Origin of the sequence: Tenebrionibacter intestinalis (assembly GCF_016632365.1) — a bacterium.
Lineage (GTDB): Bacteria > Pseudomonadota > Gammaproteobacteria > Enterobacterales > Enterobacteriaceae > Tenebrionibacter > Tenebrionibacter intestinalis.
Window position 1 is genome coordinate 19,539 of sequence record NZ_JAEPBH010000036.1, and the last position, 21,203, is coordinate 40,741.

Annotated in this window: 18 protein-coding genes and 1 other RNA gene; 4 read left to right on the top strand and 15 right to left on the bottom strand. The window is 55.4% G+C overall.

Going from position 1 to position 21,203, the window contains the following annotated elements:
- Positions 1 to 423: 423 nt before the first annotated feature.
- From gcvP to JJB97_RS13575, 7 genes are all read right to left on the bottom strand, one after another.
- Positions 424 to 3,297 (bottom strand): aminomethyl-transferring glycine dehydrogenase, encoded by a 2,874-nt coding sequence (gene gcvP / locus JJB97_RS13545; protein ID WP_238714525.1) that lies wholly within the window; start codon positions 3,295 to 3,297, stop codon positions 424 to 426.
- A 68-nt stretch (positions 3,298 to 3,365) separates the two neighbouring features.
- The gene (gcvH, locus tag JJB97_RS13550) at positions 3,366 to 3,755 is read right to left on the bottom strand and encodes a glycine cleavage system protein GcvH (RefSeq protein WP_238714526.1); all 390 of its coding nucleotides are present in this window, start codon (positions 3,753 to 3,755) and stop codon (positions 3,366 to 3,368) included.
- Positions 3,756 to 3,807: 52 nt separating this feature from the next.
- Positions 3,808 to 4,902 carry a glycine cleavage system aminomethyltransferase GcvT gene (gene gcvT / locus JJB97_RS13555; protein ID WP_238714527.1) on the bottom strand — a complete coding sequence of 365 codons (1,095 nt, stop codon included), beginning with the start codon at positions 4,900 to 4,902 and terminating at the stop codon, positions 3,808 to 3,810.
- A gap of 414 nt (positions 4,903 to 5,316) precedes the next feature.
- Positions 5,317 to 6,519 (bottom strand): FAD-dependent 2-octaprenylphenol hydroxylase, encoded by a 1,203-nt coding sequence (ubiI, locus tag JJB97_RS13560; RefSeq protein ID WP_238714528.1) that lies wholly within the window; start codon positions 6,517 to 6,519, stop codon positions 5,317 to 5,319.
- A gap of 16 nt (positions 6,520 to 6,535) precedes the next feature.
- Positions 6,536 to 7,714 carry a 2-octaprenyl-6-methoxyphenyl hydroxylase gene (ubiH, locus tag JJB97_RS13565; protein ID WP_238714529.1) on the bottom strand — a complete coding sequence of 393 codons (1,179 nt, stop codon included), beginning with the start codon at positions 7,712 to 7,714 and terminating at the stop codon, positions 6,536 to 6,538.
- On the bottom strand, positions 7,711 to 9,024 hold the full coding sequence (gene pepP, locus JJB97_RS13570) for a Xaa-Pro aminopeptidase (protein WP_238714530.1): 1,314 nt from the start codon (positions 9,022 to 9,024) through the stop codon (positions 7,711 to 7,713). Before pepP ends, ubiH begins: the two co-directional genes overlap by 4 nt.
- A gap of 240 nt (positions 9,025 to 9,264) precedes the next feature.
- Entirely contained in the window at positions 9,265 to 9,846 is a 582-nt protein-coding gene (locus tag JJB97_RS13575) for a YecA/YgfB family protein (protein ID WP_238714531.1), read from the bottom strand.
- A gap of 164 nt (positions 9,847 to 10,010) precedes the next feature.
- Here JJB97_RS13575 and zapA point away from each other — a divergent pair, with 164 nt between their 5' ends.
- From zapA to JJB97_RS13590, 3 genes are all read left to right on the top strand, one after another.
- Positions 10,011 to 10,340, top strand: a complete 330-nt coding sequence (gene zapA / locus JJB97_RS13580; protein WP_238714532.1) for a cell division protein ZapA — start codon at positions 10,011 to 10,013, stop codon at positions 10,338 to 10,340.
- A 42-nt stretch (positions 10,341 to 10,382) separates the two neighbouring features.
- Positions 10,383 to 10,566, top strand: a non-coding RNA gene (gene ssrS / locus JJB97_RS13585) — 6S RNA.
- 16 nt (positions 10,567 to 10,582) lie between these two features.
- Positions 10,583 to 11,179 carry a 5-formyltetrahydrofolate cyclo-ligase gene (locus JJB97_RS13590; RefSeq protein ID WP_238714533.1) on the top strand — a complete coding sequence of 199 codons (597 nt, stop codon included), beginning with the start codon at positions 10,583 to 10,585 and terminating at the stop codon, positions 11,177 to 11,179.
- Positions 11,180 to 11,281: 102 nt separating this feature from the next.
- On the opposite strand, the gene serA is transcribed toward JJB97_RS13590, so the two are convergent.
- Together serA and rpiA are read right to left on the bottom strand one after the other, a co-directional pair.
- On the bottom strand, positions 11,282 to 12,520 hold the full coding sequence (gene serA, locus JJB97_RS13595) for a phosphoglycerate dehydrogenase (protein ID WP_238714534.1): 1,239 nt from the start codon (positions 12,518 to 12,520) through the stop codon (positions 11,282 to 11,284).
- Positions 12,521 to 12,800: 280 nt separating this feature from the next.
- The gene (gene rpiA, locus JJB97_RS13600) at positions 12,801 to 13,460 is read right to left on the bottom strand and encodes a ribose-5-phosphate isomerase RpiA (protein ID WP_238714545.1); all 660 of its coding nucleotides are present in this window, start codon (positions 13,458 to 13,460) and stop codon (positions 12,801 to 12,803) included.
- A gap of 170 nt (positions 13,461 to 13,630) precedes the next feature.
- Between rpiA and JJB97_RS13605 the strand changes: the two genes are divergently transcribed.
- Positions 13,631 to 14,524: a LysR family transcriptional regulator ArgP gene (locus JJB97_RS13605; RefSeq protein ID WP_238714535.1), complete on the top strand. Its 894-nt coding sequence runs from the start codon at positions 13,631 to 13,633 to the stop codon at positions 14,522 to 14,524.
- Between the two features lie 138 nt (positions 14,525 to 14,662).
- Here the strand turns inward: JJB97_RS13605 and JJB97_RS13610 are convergent, their stop codons facing one another.
- From JJB97_RS13610 to epd, 6 genes are all read right to left on the bottom strand, one after another.
- The gene (locus JJB97_RS13610) at positions 14,663 to 15,424 is read right to left on the bottom strand and encodes an oxidative stress defense protein (protein ID WP_238714536.1); all 762 of its coding nucleotides are present in this window, start codon (positions 15,422 to 15,424) and stop codon (positions 14,663 to 14,665) included.
- Positions 15,425 to 15,593: 169 nt separating this feature from the next.
- Positions 15,594 to 16,229, bottom strand: coding sequence for an arginine exporter ArgO (gene argO / locus JJB97_RS13615; RefSeq protein ID WP_238714537.1), 636 nt, complete (start codon positions 16,227 to 16,229; stop codon positions 15,594 to 15,596).
- A gap of 146 nt (positions 16,230 to 16,375) precedes the next feature.
- Complete coding sequence (gene mscS / locus JJB97_RS13620) at positions 16,376 to 17,245, bottom strand: small-conductance mechanosensitive channel MscS (RefSeq protein ID WP_238714538.1); 870 nt, start codon at positions 17,243 to 17,245, stop codon at positions 16,376 to 16,378.
- A 187-nt stretch (positions 17,246 to 17,432) separates the two neighbouring features.
- On the bottom strand, positions 17,433 to 18,509 hold the full coding sequence (gene fbaA / locus JJB97_RS13625) for a class II fructose-bisphosphate aldolase (RefSeq protein WP_238714539.1): 1,077 nt from the start codon (positions 18,507 to 18,509) through the stop codon (positions 17,433 to 17,435).
- A gap of 91 nt (positions 18,510 to 18,600) precedes the next feature.
- A complete protein-coding gene (gene pgk / locus JJB97_RS13630) occupies positions 18,601 to 19,764 on the bottom strand; it encodes a phosphoglycerate kinase (protein ID WP_238714540.1) in 1,164 nt (387 codons plus the stop codon).
- 49 nt (positions 19,765 to 19,813) lie between these two features.
- Positions 19,814 to 20,833: an erythrose-4-phosphate dehydrogenase gene (gene epd, locus JJB97_RS13635; protein WP_238714541.1), complete on the bottom strand. Its 1,020-nt coding sequence runs from the start codon at positions 20,831 to 20,833 to the stop codon at positions 19,814 to 19,816.
- Positions 20,834 to 21,203 lie beyond the last annotated feature (370 nt).

Sequence of the window (21,203 nt, forward strand, 5' to 3'; positions counted from 1 at the left end):
TTATTTTTTCTTGTATTTCAGCCATCCTGTCTACGACAGGATGGGAGTTGTCGGTAGTATCAGGGGCGCCGCAGCGCCCTCAGTCTGTTGACAAAGAAGCAAAAACGGGAGTTTTCCTTCTTTAGTGGTAAGCAGGCGAAAATCAATGTTTTGATTTTCCTTATTTTTTCTTGTATTTCAGCCATCCTGTCTACGACAGGATGGGAGTTGTCGGTAGTATCAAGGGCGCCGCAGCGCCCTCAGTCTGTTGACAAAGAAGCAAAAACGGGATTTTTCCTTCTTTAGTGGTAAGCAGGCGAAAATCAATGTTTTGATTTTCCTTATTTTTATTGTATTTCAGCCATCCTGTCTACGACAGGATGGGGGTTGTCGGTAGTATCAAGGGCGCCGCGACGCCCTTGATTTGACAGATAAACAAAACCGCTACTGATATTCGCTTACCGGCACACATGAACAAAACAAATTGCGATCGCCCCAGACATCATCCAGGCGCTTTACCGTCGGCCAGTATTTATTACTGCTGCCCGCCGGGAATACCGCCAGTTCACGGCTGTAGGGATGGCTCCACTCCGCCACCAGCTCCTGCTGAATATGCGGCGCATTGACTAACGGGTTATCCTCAGCCGGCCACTCGCCCTTCGCCACGCGGTCAATCTCAGTCCGAATCGCCAGCATCGCATCAATAAATCTGTCCAGTTCCGCTTTACTTTCAGACTCGGTCGGCTCCACCATCAGCGTACCCGCCACCGGGAACGACATAGTAGGCGCATGGAAACCGTAATCAATCAGCCGTTTGGCGATATCCAGCTCGCTGATACCGGTCTGCTCCTTGAGCGGGCGGACATCCAGAATACACTCATGCGCCACACGGCCATCACGTCCGGTATACAGCACCGGCCAGGCGTTTTTCAGACGGCTGGCAATATAGTTAGCGTTCAGAATAGCCACCTGGCTTGCCTTCTTCAGCCCCTGCGCGCCCATCATACGAATATACATCCAGCTAATGGGCAGTATAGACGCACTGCCAAACGGCGCGGCAGCAACGGCCCCCTGCGTGGTCAACCTGTCTTCAATCTGAACCACGCTGTGGCCTGGCACAAACGGCGCCAGATGCGCTTTTACGCCAATCGGCCCCATTCCCGGCCCGCCGCCGCCGTGCGGAATACAGAATGTTTTATGCAGGTTGAGATGCGATACATCCGCGCCAATAAAGCCCGGAGTGGTAATACCGACCTGGGCGTTCATGTTTGCGCCGTCAAGGTAAACCTGGCCGCCAGACTGATGCACGACATCGCATACCTCACGGATAGTCTCTTCGTACACGCCATGCGTAGACGGATAAGTCACCATAATACACGAAAGCCTGTCGCCCGCCTGTTCAGCCTTCGCACGCAGGTCGCAAAGATCGATATTGCCGTCTTTATCGCAGGCCACCACAACTACCTGCATGCCCGCCATCTGTGCCGATGCGGGGTTAGTGCCATGTGCGGAGCCGGGGATAAGACAAATATCGCGCATGCCTTCATTGCGGCTTTCATGATAGCGGCGAATCGCCAGCAGGCCCGCGTATTCCCCCTGGGCGCCGGAGTTCGGCTGCATACAAAACGCATCATAGCCGGTCAGCTTTACCAGCCATTGCGAGAGCTGGGCTATCATCTGGTGATAACCTTCAGCCTGGCTTGCCGGGCAGAACGGATGCAGTTCAGCAAATTCAGGCCAGGTAATCGGAATCATTTCCGCCGCGGCATTGAGCTTCATAGTACATGAGCCAAGCGGGATCATCGCCTGATTTAGCGCCAGGTCTTTGCGCTCAAGGCTATGCATATAGCGCATCATTTCAGTTTCGCTGTGATAGCGATTAAAGACCGGATGCGTCAGGATTGCGTCATCGCGCAGCATCGCCTGCGGGATGGAGCGGCTGTCAAGCGCCACTTCCTTATCAAGCTCTTCGGGTTCAAGGCCGTGACCTTCGCCCAACAGCACATCAAACAAGGCAATAACGTCCTGACGTGTGGTGGTTTCATCAAGCGTAATACCCACCGCGCCCGGAATATCGCTGCGCAAATTCATCTCCCGCGCCTGCGCCCGCGCCATAACGCCAGCTTTGTCGGCAACTTCCACGCACAGCGTATCGAACCAACTCGTATGGCGCAGACGCAGCCCCTTGCCCTGAAGCCCCACGGCCAGAATATCAGTAAAGCGGTGAATACGTCGGGCAATGCGCTTAAGCCCTTCCGGCCCGTGCCATACGGCATACAACCCGGCGATATTCGCCAACAGCACCTGCGAAGTACAGATATTAGAATTCGCCTTTTCACGGCGAATATGCTGCTCGCGCGTCTGCATCGCCATACGCAGCGCAGTATTACCCGCCGCATCGCGCGAAACGCCGATAATGCGGCCCGGCATCGCGCGCTTGTGCTCATCGCGCACGGCAAAGAAGGCGGCATGGGGGCCGCCGTAGCCCATCGGCACGCCGAAACGCTGGGCGGAGCCGAAGACAATATCCGCGCCCTGCTTACCTGGCGCGACCAGCAGCACCAACGCCATTATATCGGCCGCCACGCTGACGACCACTTTCCGGCTCTGCAGCTCAGCGATAAGCGCGCGGTAATCGTGCACCTCACCGGTCGTCCCCACCTGCTGTAACAACGCGCCAAACAGATCCTGATGATCGCACGCTTTTTGCGCGTCATCGACAATGACCTCGAAGCCGAACGTTTCAGCACGGGTGCGCACAACATCCAGCGTTTGTGGGTGGATATCCCGGGCAACGAAAAAACGATTGGCGTTTTTCAGTTTGCTGATGCGTTTTGACATTGCCATTGCTTCAGCGGCGGCGGTGGCTTCATCCAGCAGCGATGCGGAGGCCACATCCATGCCGGTCAGGTCAAGCGTTACCTGCTGGAAGTTAAGTAGCGCTTCAAGCCGCCCCTGAGAAACTTCAGGCTGATACGGCGTATAGGCGGTATACCAGCCCGGGTTTTCCAGCATGTTGCGCTGAATAACCGGCGGCATATGCACGGCGGCATAGCCCATGCCGATATAGGTTTTAAAACGCTTGTTGCGGGCAGCGATGGCTTTTAGCTCCGCCAACGCGGCAGCTTCGCTGGCGGCTTCGCCAGTTTGCGGCAACTGCGGCAGTTGAATATCTGTCGGGACAATTTGCGCAATCAGCGCATCAAGCGAGGCCGCGCCCACGGCGTCGAGCATCTGCTGCTGCTGCTCGGGCGTAGGGCCAATGTGACGGCTGATAAAGGCTTCGCTGTTTTCCAGTTGGCTTAAGGTCTGGGTCATGACTTATGCTTCCGGGTCACTGGCTGTGGGGTGAACAAAGAGGTCGGGCTTTCGCCCGCCCCTTCACATTACTCATCTTCTAATAATGCCTCATAGGCTTCAGCGCTGAGCAACGCGGCAATCTGGCTTTCATCGCTGGCTTTCATTCTGAAAATCCAGCCATCGCCGTAAGGCGCGCTGTTTACCCGCTCCGGCTCGTCGCTCAGGGCGTCATTCACCGCCACAATTTCACCGCTCACTGGCGCATAAACATCAGACGCTGCCTTCACCGACTCCGCCACCGCGCAGTCATCCCCGGCGCTGACTGTCGCCCCCACTTCAGGCAGGTCAACAAATACCATGTCGCCCAGCAGTTGCTGCGCATGTTCGGTAATGCCTACGGTGTAAGTTCCATCGGCTTCCTTGCGCAGCCACTCGTGCTCTTTACTGTATTTCAGATCGCTCGGCACTTTGCTCATTATTTCTCTCCTGATATCCCTGCGCTCTTGCATGGGTATTAAAAGTATTGATTTATACGACGGCTTTCCCGGCGCGAACAAAGACAGGTTTGGTCACTTTTACCGGCATTTCACGGTTACGAATCTGCACGACGGCAGTATCGCCAATACCCTGCGGCACGCGCGCCAGCGCAATGCTGTAGCCCAGCGTCGGGGAAAACGTTCCGCTGGTGATAACGCCTTCCTGCAGGTTGCCGTTGACATCGGTGAAACGCACCGGCAGTTCACCGCGCAGCACCCCTTTTTCGGTCATGACCAGACCAACCAGTTGCTCCGTGCCGCGCTCGCGCTGGAGGAGCAGCGCGTCACGGCCAATAAAGTCGCGCTCCTGCGGCTCCCAGGCGATAGTCCAGCCCATATTGGCAGCCAGCGGCGATACGCCCTCATCCATTTCCTGCCCGTAGAGGTTCATCCCTGCCTCCAGGCGCAGCGTATCGCGCGCCCCAAGGCCGCAAGGCTTAACGCCTGCTTTCAAAAGCTGCTGCCAGAACGCGGCTGCCTGTTGCGCAGGCATAGCAATCTCATAACCCGCTTCGCCGGTATAACCGGTTGTTGCGATAAACCACTCCCCCGTCTGAACGCCAAAAAACGGCTTCATCTGCGCTACGGCATCACGCTGCTGCGGCGTAAACAACGTTGCCGCTTTTTCTTTAGCCTGCGGCCCCTGAACGGCGATCAGCGCCAAATCGTCACGCACAGCGAGCGAAACGCCGTAAGGCTGCGCATGACGGGTAATCCAGGCCAGATCCTTTTCACGCGTAGCGGAATTCACCACCATACGGAAGCGATCTTCAGAGAAGTAGTAAACAATGAGGTCGTCGATAACCCCCGCAGACGCATTCAACATGGGGGTATAGAGCGCTTTGCCCGGTTTGGTCAGCTTTGCGACATCGTTAGCAAGCAAATAGCGTAAAAACGCCTGCGTGCGGGCGCCCTGCAAATCGACAATAGTCATGTGGGAAACATCGAACATCCCGGCATCCGTGCGTACTGCGTGGTGTTCATCAAGCTGAGAACCATAGTGCAGCGGCATCATCCAGCCATGAAAATCCACCATGCGCGCGCCGCACAGCGTGTGTTGTTCAAACAAAGGGGTCTGTTGAGCCATTTTGTCCTCTTTCAGTACGGTGGGGGTTTCCTTTTCGCCCCGTTATGAAACGGGGCGAAACCCGGCGCCCGCCCTAAAAAGGCGCAGACGCAAACGTTACCTTTGCACTGAACTTATCACCGAAACCTGCGCTAAACCATAAGCCGCACCGGCCCATCGGATTACCCCGAAGCGATAGAATGCGTAATGAAAGACAGGTTCTTTAACCAGATAATTGCGAAACTGCGCACAAATACGCGCGATATTTCGTCTTAAAACCCGGCAAACTTAACATTTTTGATAAAAATAAAAACAAAAATGATACAAAAGAATTGCGCTCGGATTAGTTAATCTAATGCGAAACCAGGGGTGAGATTAGAATATTTCAAATGAGAAAATGCTCCTTTACGGTAGCGAAAGGAGCAAGCGGTATAGTTAGCGTAACCAGTCGGGAAGATCGCTTAACCCCATCGCCTGGCGAATTAACTGCGGCTTCACGCCAGGCAGCGTGTCGGCAAGCTTTAACCCAATATCGCGCAGTAGCTTTTTCGCAGGATTGCTGCCTGCAAACAGCTCACGAAATCCCTGCATCCCCGCCAGCATCAGCGCGGCGCTGTGCTTGCGGCTGCGCTCATAGCGGCGCAGATACAGGTAGTGTCCGATATCTTTGCCCTGCTCATGCAAACGCCGCACTTCAGCTATCAATTGCGCCGCATCCATAAAGCCAAGGTTCGCCCCCTGGCCGGCCAGCGGATGAATAGTATGCGCCGCATCGCCAACCAGCGCCAGCCTGTGGGCGGCAAACTGGCGCGCATAGCGGCCAACCAGCGGGAAGACCTGCCGCTCGCTCTGTAGCTGACAAAGCCCCAGGCGATTATCAAACGCCACCGTCAGCGCCTGATTAAAAATTTTATTATCAGCCAGCCGCATGCGCTCCGCCTCTTGCGGCGAAAGCGACCAGACAATAGAGCACAAATAAGGATCGCTCAGCGGCAGAAACGCCAGCACACCATCGCCGTGAAAAACCTGGCGCGCTACCGCATGATGCGCCTGCGCCGTGCGGATAGTGGCCACCAGCGCATGATGGCGATAATCCCACGACGCAAGCGGAATATCCGCCTGTTGGCGCAGCCATGAACGCGCGCCGTCGGCCCCCACCACCAGCCGGGCCGTTAGCATCGTACCATCTTTTAACGTCAGAAATGCTTCGTTTTCCCCCCAGGCGACCTGCTGCATCTCAACCGGGGCCAGTAGCGTAATATCAGCGCAGCGTTGCGCCTTTTCCCACAACGCCTGGTGAATAACGGCATTCTCGATAATGTACCCAAGATGGCTAAAGCCAAAGCGGCGATCGTCAAAACTGATGCGCCCAAAGCTGTCGCGGTCCCACACTTCCATGCCGTGATAGCAACTGGCGCGCTGTGCGATAATTGCGTTCCAGACGCCAAGCCGCGTAAGCAACTTCTCGCTTGCGCTGTTGATGGCGGATACGCGCAACGCCGGCGGCGCATCGCCATCCAGCGTTTCCGGCACGCAGCGCTCCAGCACCGCAACCCGCAACCCGCTGCCCTGTAATCCACAGGCAAGCGCAAGCCCCACCATTCCGCCACCGACAATCGCCACATCCACGCTTTGCACTCTTTAGCCTCTCCCGTTAACGCGCAACCCAGCCAAGGGTACGTCTGGCCAGCGCATCGCGCGCTGGCGTTAAATGATCCATCGCCGCCAGCCCAACGCCGCGCCCGACTACCAGCGGCGCCCAGCGGTTGGCAAACAGCCGCGCCAGGCCGTCGGTTACGCCAACGGTGGCCGCACGATCGGGGCGGCGACGCGCCTGATATGCCGCCAGCACCGGCCGACTCCCCACATCCTGACCACGCAGCCACCCTGCCGCCACTGTTTCAGCAAGCGTCATTACGTCACGCATACCCAGGTTAAAGCCCTGGCCGGCAATGGGGTGGAGCGTTTGCGCAGCGTTCCCCACCAGCGCCAGCCGATGCGTGATGCTGTGCGAGGCGCGGGTGAGCGCCAGCGGATAAGCGCTGCGTACGCCTGCGTGGGTAATGCGCCCCAGCCGCCAGCCGAAAACACGCTGTAACTCATTACAAAAGCGCGCCTCATGCCAGCTCATTACCTCATCGCGCTTTTCCGCCGCCCGGCACCACACCAGCGAGCAGCGCCCGCCGGACATAGGCAGCATCGCCAGCGGCCCTTCGGCGGTGAAACGCTCCCAGGCGCGGCCGCCGTGCGGCAGCGCCGTGCTGATATTGGCGATAACGGCAACCTGACCATAATCTTCTTTATGCCAGTCAATCCCGCACTGCGTCGCCAGCGGCGAGCGGCTGCCGTCGGCGGCGACCAGAAGAGCGCCGCTCAGCGTTTCGCCGTTATCAAGCGTCACGCTAACGCCCTCAGCCGTGCGATTGCTGCGCATCACGCGCTGCGGGCAATGCAACGTTACACCCGGCGCGCAACGCAACAGATCAAACAAGCGCAGCCCAACGTCATGCAGCTCCACAACCTGACCCAGCGCATTTGTTTGATAATCCCCGGCGTCAATCGTAACGAAACCGGCATGGCCACGATCGCTGACGTGAACGGTATTAATCGCCGTGGCGCAGTCGGCCAATGCAGGCCAGACGCCGATACTCGCCAGTTGCTGACACGTGCCTTGCGCCAGCGCGATAGCGCGCGCATCAAAGCCGGGATGGCGCTCAGAAGACGGCTGCGTCGCCTCTATCAGGTGAACGGGAAGCCTGCCGCCGCTAAAGTGCGCAAGCGCAAGCGCAAGCGTAGCGCCGTTCATACCGCCGCCTGCGATAATGACGCTCATACGCGCGCCGCCGCCATCAGCGCTTCGATATCATCAGCGCGCTTAACCACGCCGGCGGTGAGATTTTCGTTGCCGGTTTCAGTTATGACAATATCGTCTTCGATACGAATGCCGATACCGCGGTATTGCGCGGGCACATCGGCATCCGGCGAGATATACAAACCCGGTTCGACGGTCAGCACCATGCCCGGCTCCAGCAGGCGAGAGCGATCCTGGTCATAGCTGCCGACGTCATGCACATCCAGTCCCAGCCAGTGGCTCAGGCCATGCATGAAAAAGGGGCGATGCGCATTTTCCGCCACCCGTTGCTCAACGTCGCCATGAAGTATACCCAGGCGCACCAGGCCGCTCACCATAATGCGCACCACTTCGCCGGTTACGGCCTGAATAGAGGTGCCGGGCCGATACAGCGCAAGCGCCTTTTCCAGCGACGCCAGCACGATGTCGTAAATCTCCCGCTGCGGCGCGGTAAATTTGCCGTTTGCCGGAAAAGTGCGGGTAATATCGCCTGCATAGCCCTGGTATTCACAGCCTGCGTCGATCAAGACCAGAGAGCCGTCGCGAATCTCGCTTTCATTTTCGGTATAGTGCAGAATGCAGGCGTTTTCACCCGCGCCAACAATAGTGTTGTATGAAGGGTAACGCGCGCCGTGGCGATTAAATTCGTGATGAATTTCGCCTTCAAGGTGATATTCAAACATGCCGGGACGACAATGCGTCATTGCCCGCGTATGGGCCAGCGCGCTAATTTCACCCGCACGGCGCAGCACGGCAATCTCTTCTGGCGATTTAAACAGGCGCATTTCGTGTACCCAGGGTCGCCAGTCGGTAATGGACGCCGGCGCGCTCAGGTTCTGGCGCGTACCCGCGCGCAGCTTCTCCAGCGCGGCGAAAACGATTTTATCGGCGCAAGGATACAGCCCCTGAGCATGATAGACGACATCCAGTCCGTTCAACAGTCGCCAGAGTTGCTGGCCGATTTCGCTGTATGGCAAAGCGCGGTCAATCGCCAGTTTCTCCGGCGCCGCCTCCTGCCCCATGCGACGACCAAACCAGATCTCCGCGCTCTTATCGCGCACGCGATTAAACAGCACGCTATGGCTATGGTTTTCGCTGCTTTTAATCAGCACCAGTACCGCTTCCGGTTCATTAAAGCCGGTGAAATACCAGAAATCGCTGTTCTGACGGTAAGGATAATCGCTATCGGCGCTGCGCGGCGCTTGCGGCGCGGCAAAAATCAGCGCCGCGCTGCCGGGCGCCATTTTCGCCAGCAGCGTCTGGCGGCGGCGAAGAAACTCCTGCTGTGTCATGGCACCTCCTGAGTTTTACAATTTCTTCTACGTCAGACAGAGGCGTTTAAGCGCCTGAGACTGCCGACAACCCCCATCCTGTCGCAGACAGATGGATGAAACACAATAAAAACATGGAAAATCAACGAATTGATTTTCTCCTGCTTACCTTAAAGAAGGAAAAACCCCGTTTTTTCCTTCCTTGTCAACAACCTGAGGCGTTTAAGCGCCCGTGCCTTTAGCCGCCTGAATCAGGCAACTTTAATGTAACGTGGGTTTTTGCACTTCGGGGGCCGTCGGGGCCGGGCGCGTAAATGAATCGTGGCACAGCAGGGCGGCAACACGCACGTATTCAATCACCTCTTCCAGCGACATTCCCAGTTCTTCCTGATCTTCATCTTCGTCATAGCCCAGTTGGGCAATATTACGCAGATCGTCGATAGCTTCTGCGGTTTCACCGGTTATCTTATCCAGTTTCGGCTGCGTTACGCCCAGGCCAAGCAGGAAGTGATTAACCCAGCCCGCCAGCGCGTCGGCGCGCTCAAATACGCTGATATCTTCGCCTTGCGGCAGGTAAAGCTGAAACAGGAAGCCGTCGTCTTCCAGCGCATCGCTGGTGACGGAATGCAATTGTTGCAGGGTATCAGAGAGGTTTTTACTGAATGCCATTCCTTCATTGGTCAAATCGTGCAGCAGCGGCTGCCAGCTACTGTCTTTGTTTCCGCCGCACAGCATGCCGCTAATAAGGCCATGCATCTCCGCAGGCGTTAACCCCACACCCTGTTGATTAAGCTGTTGGCCCAGTGTGTGATAACCAGGCATACCGTTGTTCTTTATAGACATGCGCATTCATCGTCGTTGAGAGGAAGAGTTCATGTTATGCTACCATCATGCAGCCCGCTGATACCAGAAAAGGGCTTGTATCTTCATATCAGGGTAGCTATAGTGACGCCCCTTTGCCGCCTGGCGGTGGTAAATGGCTGGCGAATTAACAGCAGGAAGGTGGCATGTCTGCACAACCAGTCGATATCCAAATTTTTGGGCGCTCGCTGCGGGTAAACTGCCCGCCAGAACAGCGGGAAGCGCTCAGCAAAGCCGCAGAAGAGCTGGACCGGCGATTGCAGGATCTCAAAATCCGTACTCGGGTAAGCAACACCGAGCAACTGGTTTTCATTGCCGCGCTGAACATTTGCTACGAGCTTGAACAGGAAAAGCACAAAACCAGCGACTATGCCGCCAGTATGGAGCAACGTATCCGCACGCTCCAGAAAACCCTTGAGCAGGCGTTGCTCGAACAGGGTCGCAATCCGGAAAGAACCGGACTAAAGTTTGAATAATACTTCATGGTCGGCTATGGTAGAGTAACTGTGAAGAACAAAATTTCTCTGGGATGTTTGCAAGTGGGCCAGTCCCCTGAGCCGATATTTCATACCACAAGAATGTGACGCTCCACGAGCGGTGTGCATGCCCGGTTCGCCCGGGAAGCCTTAAGCTTGTGACGACGCATTCACCTTGAACCACGGGTTCAAGGGTTACAGCCCACGGCGGCATCCCGGAGATTCCTCTTTTTACGGCTTTTATGACGCAAAGCGTACTTTCCCTTCCGACACGTCAACAAATTCGCCAGCAGGTACGCCAGCGCCGCCGCGGCCTTTCGGCACGCGCGCAACGGCTTTACGCCCGCAGGGCCTGCGCACGCGCGCTGGCATATCCGCCAATAGCGCAGGCCCGTCGCCTTGCGGTTTTTCTCTCCTTCGACGGTGAACTGAACACGCGTCCGCTGATTGATGCGCTGTGGCGTAACGGCCAACAGGTTTACCTGCCGGTACTGCACCCCTTCAGCCGGGGTAATCTGCTCTTTGTGCATTACTCGCCGCAAACGGCAATGACGCATAACGTGCTGAACATTGCCGAACCCCGCCTCGACGTACGCGCCGTTTTACCGCTCAATAAACTGGATACGATCATTGTGCCAATGGTGGCCTTCGACCGAACCGGCCAACGTCTTGGCATGGGCGGCGGTTTTTATGATCGAACGCTGCAAAACTGGCGGCAACACGGCTTTACGCCGGTCGGCTACGCCCACGACTGCCAGCAGGTAGAAGCGTTGCCTTCTGAATCCTGGGATATTCCGCTGCCGACCATTATTACGCCATCACGCCTGTGGCAGTGGTAAAACCGCAGGCGTTCAATGGCTTAACTTCCCGACCGCTGCGTGTTTTGCCCCACAAAAAAGCCTCCGCGCTGCGAAGGCCTGTGCTTAACTTATGGCGCGCAATCAGTACAGCAGCCGCGCGCGAATCGTTCCCGGAATCGCTTTCATCGCATCAAGCGCTTTATCAGCCGTCTCTTTTTGCGCATCAATATCAATCACGACATACCCCACCTGCGGCGATGTTTGCAGGTACTGCGCGGCAATGTTCACACCCTGTGCGGCGAAAATCTGGTTGATTGCCGTCAACACGCCCGGGCGGTTTTCATGAATATGCAGCAGGCGGCTGGTATTCGCGCTATGCTGCGGCAAAGAGACTTCCGGAAAATTTACAGCAGAGAGCGTCGAGCCGTTATCAGAATACTTGCTGAGTTTACCCGCCACTTCAATACCAATATTCTCCTGCGCTTCCTGAGTGGAGCCGCCAATGTGCGGCGTGAGAATTACGTTATCAAACTCACACAGCGGCGAGGTGAACGGATCGCTGTTTGTGGCGGGTTCCGTCGGAAACACGTCAATCGCCGCGCCGGAAAGATGCCCGCTCGCCAGCGCATCGCACAGTGACGGGATATCCACCACCGTACCGCGCGAGGCATTAATCAACAGCGCCCCCGGCTTCATCAGCGTTAACTCCCGCGCGCTAATCATATTTTTGGTGCTGGCATTTTCCGGCACATGCAGCGTAACCACATCGCTCATATTCAGCAAATCCGAGAGATGGTTTACCTGCGTGGCATTGCCAAGCGGCAGTTTATTTTCAATATCATAGAAATAGACGTGCATACCGAGCGATTCCGCCAGGATGCCAAGCTGGGTGCCAATATGGCCATAGCCGATGATGCCAAGCTTTTTACCGCGCGCTTCATAACACCCCACGGCCTGCTTGTGCCACACGCCGCGGTGCGCTTTAGCATTCGCCTGCGGCACCCCGCGCAGCAAAAGCAGCAGTTCGCCAATGACCAGCTCAGCCACGGAGCGGGTATTGGAAAAGGGCGCGTTGAACACCGGGATACCGCGTTTTGCCGCTGCGTTAAGATCGACCTGATTCGTACCGATACAAAAACAGCCCACTGCGACCAGTTTTTCAGCCGCAGCGAAAATTTCTTCGCTCAGGTGCGTTCGGGAGCGAATGCCAATAAAGTGCGCATCGCGTACGGAGGCCTTCAGATCTTCGCTGTCGAGCGCCCCTTTATGAAATTCGATGTTGGTATAACCTGCCGCGCGCAGATTATCGATCGCCTTCTGGTGTACCCCCTCAACCAGAAGAAATTTAATCTTGTCCTTCTCCAGCGATACTTTTGCCATGACCCGACCCTGTTTTATCTGAATTGTTCTGTTGTGTTCTACCTGGCGGAAATAAACCAGCCTTGCCTCAACATATCAAAATTTGTGACTGCGGCAATATGAACGTTTGCGTCACTTTACTGAAGAAGAGGCAAGTAAAAGAAGAAAGCAGCACAAAAAACCAACATAGAAATTAAGAACAGAACAAAACCCGCAATGGTCAAAAATATGTGACAGAAGTCACCAAATATCAGAGAGGGGAAATTTCTTCAGCCCGGGGCGCGCCTGCGCCCCGGTTGAATCATTTTTTAATGGTTTTTACGCCATCGGCACCGCCAATAAGCGCAATGTCGGCGCCACGGCGGGCAAACAGCCCCACGGTCACAACGCCGGCAAGCGCGTTAATGGCATCTTCAAGCGCTACGGGATCGATAATTTCAAGCCCGTGTACATCGAGAATCACATTGCCATTATCCGTTACAACGTTCTGACGATACTCCGGGCGTCCGCCAAGCTTGACCAGTTCACGCGCGACGCTGCTGCGCGCCATAGGTATCACCTCTACCGGCAGCGGAAAGCGGCCAAGTATCGCTACCTGCTTGGAAGCGTCGGCTATACAAACAAATGTTTTCGCCACCGAGGCAATAATTTTTTCACGGGTCAGCGCCGCGCCGCCGCCTTTGATCATCTGCATATTACCGTTGATCTCATCAGCGCCGTCGACATAAATCCCCAGGCTATCCACCTCGTTAAGATCGTAAACCGCAATACCCAGCGCTTTAAGCTTCGCCGTGGAAGCGTCAGAACTGGATACCGCGCCATCAATCTGATGTTTGATTGTGCCAAGCGCATCGATAAAATGCGCGGCCGTCGAGCCTGTTCCTACACCGACAATAGTTCCCGGCTGCACATATTCCAGCGCGGCCCAGCCAACCGCTTTTTTCAGTTCATCCTGCGTCATCATTCTTTGCCCGTGGTATGAAATATGACGCGCATTATAAAGCATCAGGTAAAAATTTGCGGCCAGGATCGCGGTAATAACGCCTGCGTCACAGGACGTAATTTGCTGGATCGTCAGCAAAATTGTGTCATAGTGGCCTGGCAAGCGACCAGAAGGAGTGCAATATCATTATGAAACGCCCGGACTACAGAACATTACAGGCGCTGGATGCGGTTATCCGCGAGCGTGGCTTTGAGCGCGCGGCGCAGAAGCTGTGCATTACCCAATCTGCGGTATCGCAGCGCATCAAACAACTGGAAAATATGTTCGGGCAACCGCTGCTGGTACGCACCATTCCGCCTCGCCCTACCGAACAGGGCCAGAGGCTGCTGGCGCTGCTGCGCCAGGTGGAGCTTCTGGAAGACGAATGGCTGGGAGATGAGCAAACCGGCTCCACGCCGCTGCTGCTGTCGCTTGCGGTTAACGCCGATAGCCTGGCGACCTGGTTTCTGCCCGCGCTGGCGCCGGTGCTGGTCGATTCTCCGGTTCGCCTGAATTTACAGGTGGAAGACGAAACCCGCACGCAGGAGCGCCTGCGCCGCGGCGAAGTGGTGGGCGCCGTCAGTATCCAGCCCCAGCCGCTGCCAAGCTGCCTTGTGGATAAACTGGGCGCGCTCGATTATCTGTTTGTGGGTTCAAAAGCGTTTTCCGAGCGGTACTTCCCAAACGGCGTCACCCGTTCGGCGCTGCTGAAAGCGCCCGCCGTGGCCTTTGATCATCTTGATGATATGCATCAGGCCTTTTTGCAGCAAAATTTCGACCTGCCTCCCGGCAGCGTACCGTGTCATATCGTTAATTCATCCGAAGCCTTTGTTCAGCTTGCACGCCAGGGCACCACCTGCTGTATGATCCCGCATCTGCAAATTGAGCGCGAGCTGGCAAGCGGCGAGTTGATTGATTTGACGCCGGGGCTTTTCCAGCGTCGCATGCTGTTCTGGCACCGTTTTGCGCCTGAAAGCCGCATGATGCGAAATGTTACCGACGCGCTGCTGTCTTATGGCCACCGCGTATTGCGCCAGGATTGAATAAACAGAAAAAAAAGGCCCGACGCCGCCAGCATCCCCACGCAGGCCTGAATGCCCGCCCGTTAAACCGCGCAGAATAATGGCGTGGTTTAACAGGCGGCTTTTTACGACTGCTACGCGCCCGGAACGGGCATTGCGTTACTGCGCGCCGTCGTTTTTCGCAACAGCAGGCTGCTCGCTAAGCTGCCCGCCCGGCTGCAGTTCAAATACTACATCGACCCGATCGTCAAACTGTATCGTCTGCTGATCGTAAGTTTCCTGCGCGCTAACCGGTGCGGAATCAGCGGCTTTCATCATGCGTACCATCGGTACCGGGCGATAGTTCGCCACGTGATAGCGCACGCTGTAAACCGGGCCGAGTTTACTGTTAAAGCCCTGGGCCAGCTTGCGCGCCTGCGCTGTCGCGTCGTCAATGGCCGCTTTGCGCGCTTTATCTTTGTACTGTTCCGGATTCGCCACCCCCATCGTTACCGAACGAATTTCGTTCAGCCCGGCCTTCAGCGCGCCGTCCAGCAGCTCATTTAACCGATCCAACTGGCGTACAGTCACTTCAACGGAACGCACTGCGGCGTACCCCTTAAGCTGAGATTTGCCATCTTTCAGGTAGTCATATTCCGGCTGCGTACGCAGATTCGCAGAGCTGATGTCTTTTTTCTCCACGCCGCTCTTTTGCAGGAAGGTGAGGTATTCGGCCACACGATCGTCAGCCTGTTTTTTGGCGTTGGCGGCATCCTTCGCCGATACTTTTACCTCAATGGCAACAGTAGCGATATCCGGCGCAGCGTCAACGCTGGCGGCGCCTGACGTCACGACATGCGGCCCGTCAGGTAATTCATTTGCCTGCACGGCAAATGTTGCGAACCCCAACACGGCGACCAACGCTAAAAGTTTAAACTTCACTGTATTACCTCCGTACCTTGTTCCACATGGTTTTCCCCCACTGCGCGGAGAAAAGTCCGTAAAATGTATCATTACTGGCGCCGAACCAGAATAGCTTAACGTCCAGGATGGACAATGCCTCGCAAAAACATAGCTTGCGTGAAAAGAAAATCTATTGGATTGGAGATAGTCACGCGAACAGCGGCATAAGGTGGCGCGCTGCGTCGTGCGCCAGGCGCAAGGCGATAACAATCATAATGATACCTACCGCCGCGTTAATCATTCGCTGCGCCGGTACGGTACACAGCTTTGGCGCAAGCCAGGCTGCAAGCAGCGCAAGGCTAAAAAACCATAAGAAAGAGGCGCTGATGGTGCCAATGGCGAACCATCGCTTTGGCGCCATCTCCAGTTGCCCGCCGAGACTGCCCAGCACGACGAAGGTATCAAGGTAAACGTGGGGATTAAGCCAGGTCACCGCAAGCATGGAAATGATTATCCTGAGCCGCCCCTGCTTCATTACCCCGGTCTGCAACAGATTAATGTCACGGCGCATTGCCGCGCGCAGCGCGCCCCAGCCGTACCAGAGCAGGAAGCCCACGCCCCCCCACGTTACCAGCATTAACAACCATGACGAATGCGACAGCAGCGCGCTGCCGCCAAATATCCCGGCGCAGATCAACACTAAATCACTCAATGCGCACAGCAACGCCACCATCAGATGATACTGGCGGCGTATACCCTGATTCATCACAAAAGCATTTTGCGGCCCCAGCGGCAAAATCATCGCCGCTCCCAGCGTAAAGCCCTGAAAATAATATGACAACACGCTACGTTCTCTCACTTCACAGAATGAGGCAAAGTGTAACGGGCAAAAAACATTAGCGGAAATAGTTAATTTTAATCGACGATAAAAAAAATTAATGTTAAAGCGCAATGAAAAGGGCCGTTGCAAGCGGCCCCCAGATAAACAGGCTATGGCTGGCGGGATTGCGTCGATTGCGGCGCCTGACTTACATGCACATCCATTTGTGGGTAAGGAAAGCTGATGCCTTTCTCATCAAAGGCGCGCTTAATGCGCTCAAGCACATCCCAGTAAACCTCCTGCAGATCGCCGCTTTTGCTCCAGGTGCGCACGACATAATTTACCGTTGATGGCCCCAGTTCATTCAGGCGAACCGTTATACCGCGCTCTTTCAGAATACGATCGTCTGCTTCAACAATATCTTTGAGAGTCTTAAGGACTTCATCGGTATCGGCATCATAAGAAACGCCAATGATAAACTCATTGCGGCGTTCCGGTTCACGGGAAAAATTAATAATATTACCCGCGATAATTTTACCGTTTGGCACCACCACCATTTTGCCGTCAGCCGTGCGCAACGTGGTGGAAAAGATCTGTACATTGTTAACGGTGCCGGCAACGCCGCCGAGATCAACATACTCCCCTGCGCGAAACGGGCGGAATGTCACCAGCAGCACGCCCGCCGCCAGGTTAGACAGCGACCCCTGTAGCGCCAGCCCCACGGCTAAACCCGCAGCGCCGAGCACGGCAATAACGGATGCGGTCTGTACGCCCACGCGTCCCAGCGCAGCAATCAGCGTAAAAGCAATAATGCCATAACGCACCAGCACCGACAGGAAATCAGCCACGGTGCTGTCAATGTGGCGCTTGCGCATTAGGCGATCCACCGCTGCGGAAACCGTGCGGGCAATAATCAGGCCGACAATAATAATGGCGATCGCTGCAACGATATTAACCGCGTAGCTAATCAGCAGCGTCTGATGGCGCACCAGCCAACTCCCGGCATTATTAATACCATTTATTACGTTAAGATCATCCATTCACGAGTCCTTCTTACGTTAAATCAGGTAAAAATCGCTGCCCGTTAAAGCAACACGTCCGTAAAGCGTAAGCAAAAGCAGCGTAGTATACCAGATTACAACTGTTTCATCTTTTGTGACCCGGCGACAAAACGGTATAAAAAAGCCCGCCGTATTTGGCGGGCCTGATGGCTAAGCGAACAATGATTTACAGCACGTCAACCGCGTTGAGCTCTTTAAACGCCTGTTCCAGACGCGCAATCATGCTGTTCTGACCTGCACGCAGCCATACGCGCGGATCGTAGTATTTCTTGTTCGGCTGGTCTTCGCCTTTCGGGTTGCCCAACTGCCCCTGCAGATACGCTTCGTTTTCTTTGTAGTAGTTCAGGATACCTTCCCAGGTTGCCCACTGGGTATCGGTATCGATATTCATTTTTACTACGCCATAGCTTACGGAGTCTTTAATCTCCTGCGCAGAAGAACCCGAACCGCCGTGGAAAACAAAGTTCAGGCTGTTGTGCGGCAGGTTGTGTTTTTCAGAAACGTATTTCTGAGAGTCACGCAGGATGGTCGGTGTCAAGACCACATTGCCCGGCTTGTAAACGCCGTGAACGTTGCCGAAGGAGGCCGCAATGGTGAAACGCGGGCTGATAGCGTTCAGTTTCGTGTACGCATAATCGACATCTTCCGGCTGAGTATACAGGGCGGAAGCGTCCATGTGGCTATTGTCTACGCCGTCTTCTTCACCGCCGGTGCAGCCCAGCTCAATTTCCAACGTCATGTCCATTTTAGCCATGCGCGCCAGATACTTAGAACAGATCTCGATGTTTTCTTCCAGCGACTCTTCAGACAGGTCGATCATGTGAGAAGAGAACAGCGGTTTACCGGTGGCGGCAAAGTGTTTTTCGCCGGCATCCAGCAGACCGTCTATCCACGGCAGCAATTTCTTCGCGCAGTGGTCGGTGTGCAGGATAACAGGAACGCCGTAGTGCTCCGCCATCTGATGGACGTGATGCGCGCCGGAAATTGCGCCCAGAATAGCAGCCTGCTGGCCTTCGCCTTTAAAGCCTTTACCCGCAATAAACTGCGCGCCGCCGTTAGAGAACTGAACGATAACCGGCGCTTTCACTTTAGCTGCGGTTTCCAGAACGGCATTAATGGAATCGGTGCCCACACAATTCACCGCCGGCAGAGCAAAGTTGTTTTCTTTTGCTACCTGGAACACTTTTTGTACGTCATCACCAGTGATCACGCCTGGTTTTACGAAATCAAAAATTTTAGACATGTTACGTAATCCTACAGCCGAGAGAAAAGAGTTGCGCGCCATGATATCAAAGCGCGCGAAAAACAGGGCAGGTTCGCCTGCCCTTACAGTCTTATTTTTTAGCGCGCTCTTCGAGCATGGCTACCGCCGGTAGCACTTTGCCTTCCACGAACTCCAGGAATGCGCCGCCGCCGGTGGAGATGTAGGAGATCTTATCAGCGATACCAAACAGATCGATGGCCGCCAGCGTATCGCCGCCGCCTGCGATGGAAAATCCTTCGCTGTCGGCAATCGCGTTGGCAATAATTTCGGTGCCTTTGCGGAAGTTCGGGAATTCGAACACGCCAACCGGGCCGTTCCAGAGGATAGTTTTGGCGTTTTTCAGAATGTCGGCAAGCTTCTGCGCAGACTCGTCGCCCAGGTCCAGGATCTGCTCGTCGTCTTTAATATCATTGACCGATTTCAGCGTTGCAGGCGCTGTTTCAGAGAACTCGGTCGCAACGCGTACGTCAGTCGGCACAGGAATGTCGCACTCGCCAAGCAGGCGTTTGGCTTCGCCCACCAGGTCCGCTTCGTACAGGGATTTACCCACGTTATAGCCCTGAGCGGCAACAAAGGTATTCGCAATACCGCCGCCGACGATAAGTTTATCGGCGATTTTGGACAGTGAATCCAGCACGGTCAGTTTCGTTGAGACTTTAGAACCGCCGACAATAGCGACCATCGGGCGCGCCGGCTCTTTGAGCGCTTTACCCAGCGCCTCCAGCTCAGCGGCCAGCAGCGGGCCTGCGCAGGCAATCTCTGCAAATTTGCCCACGCCGTGGGTTGACGCCTGCGCGCGGTGCGCGGTGCCGAAAGCGTCCATAACAAAGACGTCGCACAGCGCCGCGTATTTTTTGGACAGGATTTCGTCGTCTTTCTTTTCGCCTTTATTGAAACGCACGTTTTCCAGCACCACCAGCTCACCGGCGGCGACGTCAACGCCATCAAGGTAATCTTTAGCCAGGCGAACCGGGTTAGAGAGCTTGTCTTTGAGGTAGTTAACAACCGGCAGCAGAGAGAATTCTTCGTTATATTCGCCTTCGGTTGGACGACCCAGATGGGAAGTAACCATCACTTTCGCGCCCTGCTTCAACGCCAGCTCGATGGTCGGCAGGGAGGCGCGGATACGGGCATCGCTCGTCACTTTGCCATCTTTAACCGGCACGTTCAGATCGGCGCGGATCAGTACGCGTTTCCCAGCCAGATCCAGATCGGTCATCTTAATTACAGACATGGTGAATCCTCTCATTGATTCTTAAAGTTTTGCGGACGCAAACCGCGCCCTACCTGAAACCTTGCGCAGCCATGACTAACGCGGTATCAAGCATCCGGTTAGCAAAGCCCCATTCGTTGTCGCACCAGACCAGCGTTTTGACCAGACGCCCACCGCTGACCCGCGTCTGCGTGCCATCTACAATAGCGCTGTGCGGATCGTGGTTAAAATCAGTCGACACTAATGGCAATTCGGTATAGTCAACTATACCATGAAATGCTCCCAGCGCCGCTTTTTGCAGCAACTGATTGACTTCTAAAGCGTTTACTGAGTTCTTCAGCGTCACGCTCAAATCAATAGCGGTGACATTAATTGTCGGCACGCGCACCGCTATTGCTTCAAATCTGTCATTAAACTGCGGAAAAATTCGGGTAATGCCGGCGGCCAGACGGGTATCCACAGGAATGATCGACTGGCTTGCCGCACGCGTACGCCGTAAGTCCGGGTGGTAGGCATCAATAACCTGTTGATCGTGCATGGCGGAGTGAATCGTGGTGACGGTGCCAGTCTCAATGCCGAAAGCATCGTCCAGCAGCTTGATAATCGGGATGATGCAATTGGTGGTACAGGAGGCGTTAGATACAATACAGTCCTGCGCACGCAGCGCATTATGATTGACGCCATAGACCACCGTGGCATCAAGGTCGTTATCGCCGGGGTGGGAGAAAAGCACCTTTTTCGCGCCGCTTGCGATATGCGCCTTGCCGTGCGCCCGGCTGCCGTAAACCCCCGTACAGTCGAGCACAATATCCACGTCCAGCTCGCGCCACGGCAAATCCGCTATTTCACGCAGATGCAGCAGGCGAAGCGAATCATCGCCAACCCACAGCCGATCGCGCTCCTGGCGCACATCCCAGGCGAAGCGGCCATGACTGGTGTCATATTTCAATAAATGCGCCATGCCTGCGGCATCGGCCAGCTCATTGATCGCCACCACGGTAAATTCCGCACGACGCCCGGATTCGTAGAGGGCGCGCACCACATTACGCCCAATGCGACCAAAGCCATTAATCGCAATGCGAACGGTCATAACTCTCCTGCCGGTATCCGCTAAAAAGATGGACAGAGTAATGCAGCCCGCTCTTCAGGGAAACCTTGCCGACGATGAAACAGCCAGCGATTAAATAGTTGTCGAACAAATACTCGACTGAAACGCTTCAGCGAGAATAATCGAAACGGGGAATAAAAGGAACGTTCCACAGGGAATACAGCAAAAAAATCCGACATACATCACAAATTTACCGGAATAAGAGAGGAATTATTTTAAGGTAACGCAGAGATCATGCCCGTAAGTCGTGCCGCCAACGAAGTATAAACGGGCTGGCGCAGAGGGTTTCTTCCGTTAGGGAATGACGCTTTCCCGGGGCGTGCGGGGCGTGCGGGGCGTGCGGGGCGTGCGG

Excerpts from the sequence above, each read along its gene's own strand:
- zapA (WP_238714532.1), top strand. The coding sequence starts at position 10,011 with ATGTCTGCACAACCAGTCGATATCCAAATTTTTGGGCGCTCGCTGCGG.
- JJB97_RS13605 (WP_238714535.1), top strand. The coding sequence starts at position 13,631 with ATGAAACGCCCGGACTACAGAACATTACAGGCGCTGGATGCGGTTATC.
- serA (WP_238714534.1), bottom strand. The coding sequence starts at position 12,520 with ATGGCAAAAGTATCGCTGGAGAAGGACAAGATTAAATTTCTTCTGGTT.
- fbaA (WP_238714539.1), bottom strand. The coding sequence starts at position 18,509 with ATGTCTAAAATTTTTGATTTCGTAAAACCAGGCGTGATCACTGGTGAT.
- JJB97_RS13575 (WP_238714531.1), bottom strand. The coding sequence starts at position 9,846 with ATGTCTATAAAGAACAACGGTATGCCTGGTTATCACACACTGGGCCAA.
- pgk (WP_238714540.1), bottom strand. The coding sequence starts at position 19,764 with ATGTCTGTAATTAAGATGACCGATCTGGATCTGGCTGGGAAACGCGTA.
- ubiH (WP_238714529.1), bottom strand. The coding sequence starts at position 7,714 with ATGAGCGTCATTATCGCAGGCGGCGGTATGAACGGCGCTACGCTTGCG.
- gcvT (WP_238714527.1), bottom strand. The coding sequence starts at position 4,902 with ATGGCTCAACAGACCCCTTTGTTTGAACAACACACGCTGTGCGGCGCG.
- mscS (WP_238714538.1), bottom strand. The coding sequence starts at position 17,245 with ATGGATGATCTTAACGTAATAAATGGTATTAATAATGCCGGGAGTTGG.
- gcvH (WP_238714526.1), bottom strand. The coding sequence starts at position 3,755 with ATGAGCAAAGTGCCGAGCGATCTGAAATACAGTAAAGAGCACGAGTGG.
- gcvP (WP_238714525.1), bottom strand. The coding sequence starts at position 3,297 with ATGACCCAGACCTTAAGCCAACTGGAAAACAGCGAAGCCTTTATCAGC.
- JJB97_RS13590 (WP_238714533.1), top strand. The coding sequence starts at position 10,583 with ATGACGCAAAGCGTACTTTCCCTTCCGACACGTCAACAAATTCGCCAG.
- rpiA (WP_238714545.1), bottom strand. The coding sequence starts at position 13,460 with ATGACGCAGGATGAACTGAAAAAAGCGGTTGGCTGGGCCGCGCTGGAA.
- pepP (WP_238714530.1), bottom strand. The coding sequence starts at position 9,024 with ATGACACAGCAGGAGTTTCTTCGCCGCCGCCAGACGCTGCTGGCGAAA.
- epd (WP_238714541.1), bottom strand. The coding sequence starts at position 20,833 with ATGACCGTTCGCATTGCGATTAATGGCTTTGGTCGCATTGGGCGTAAT.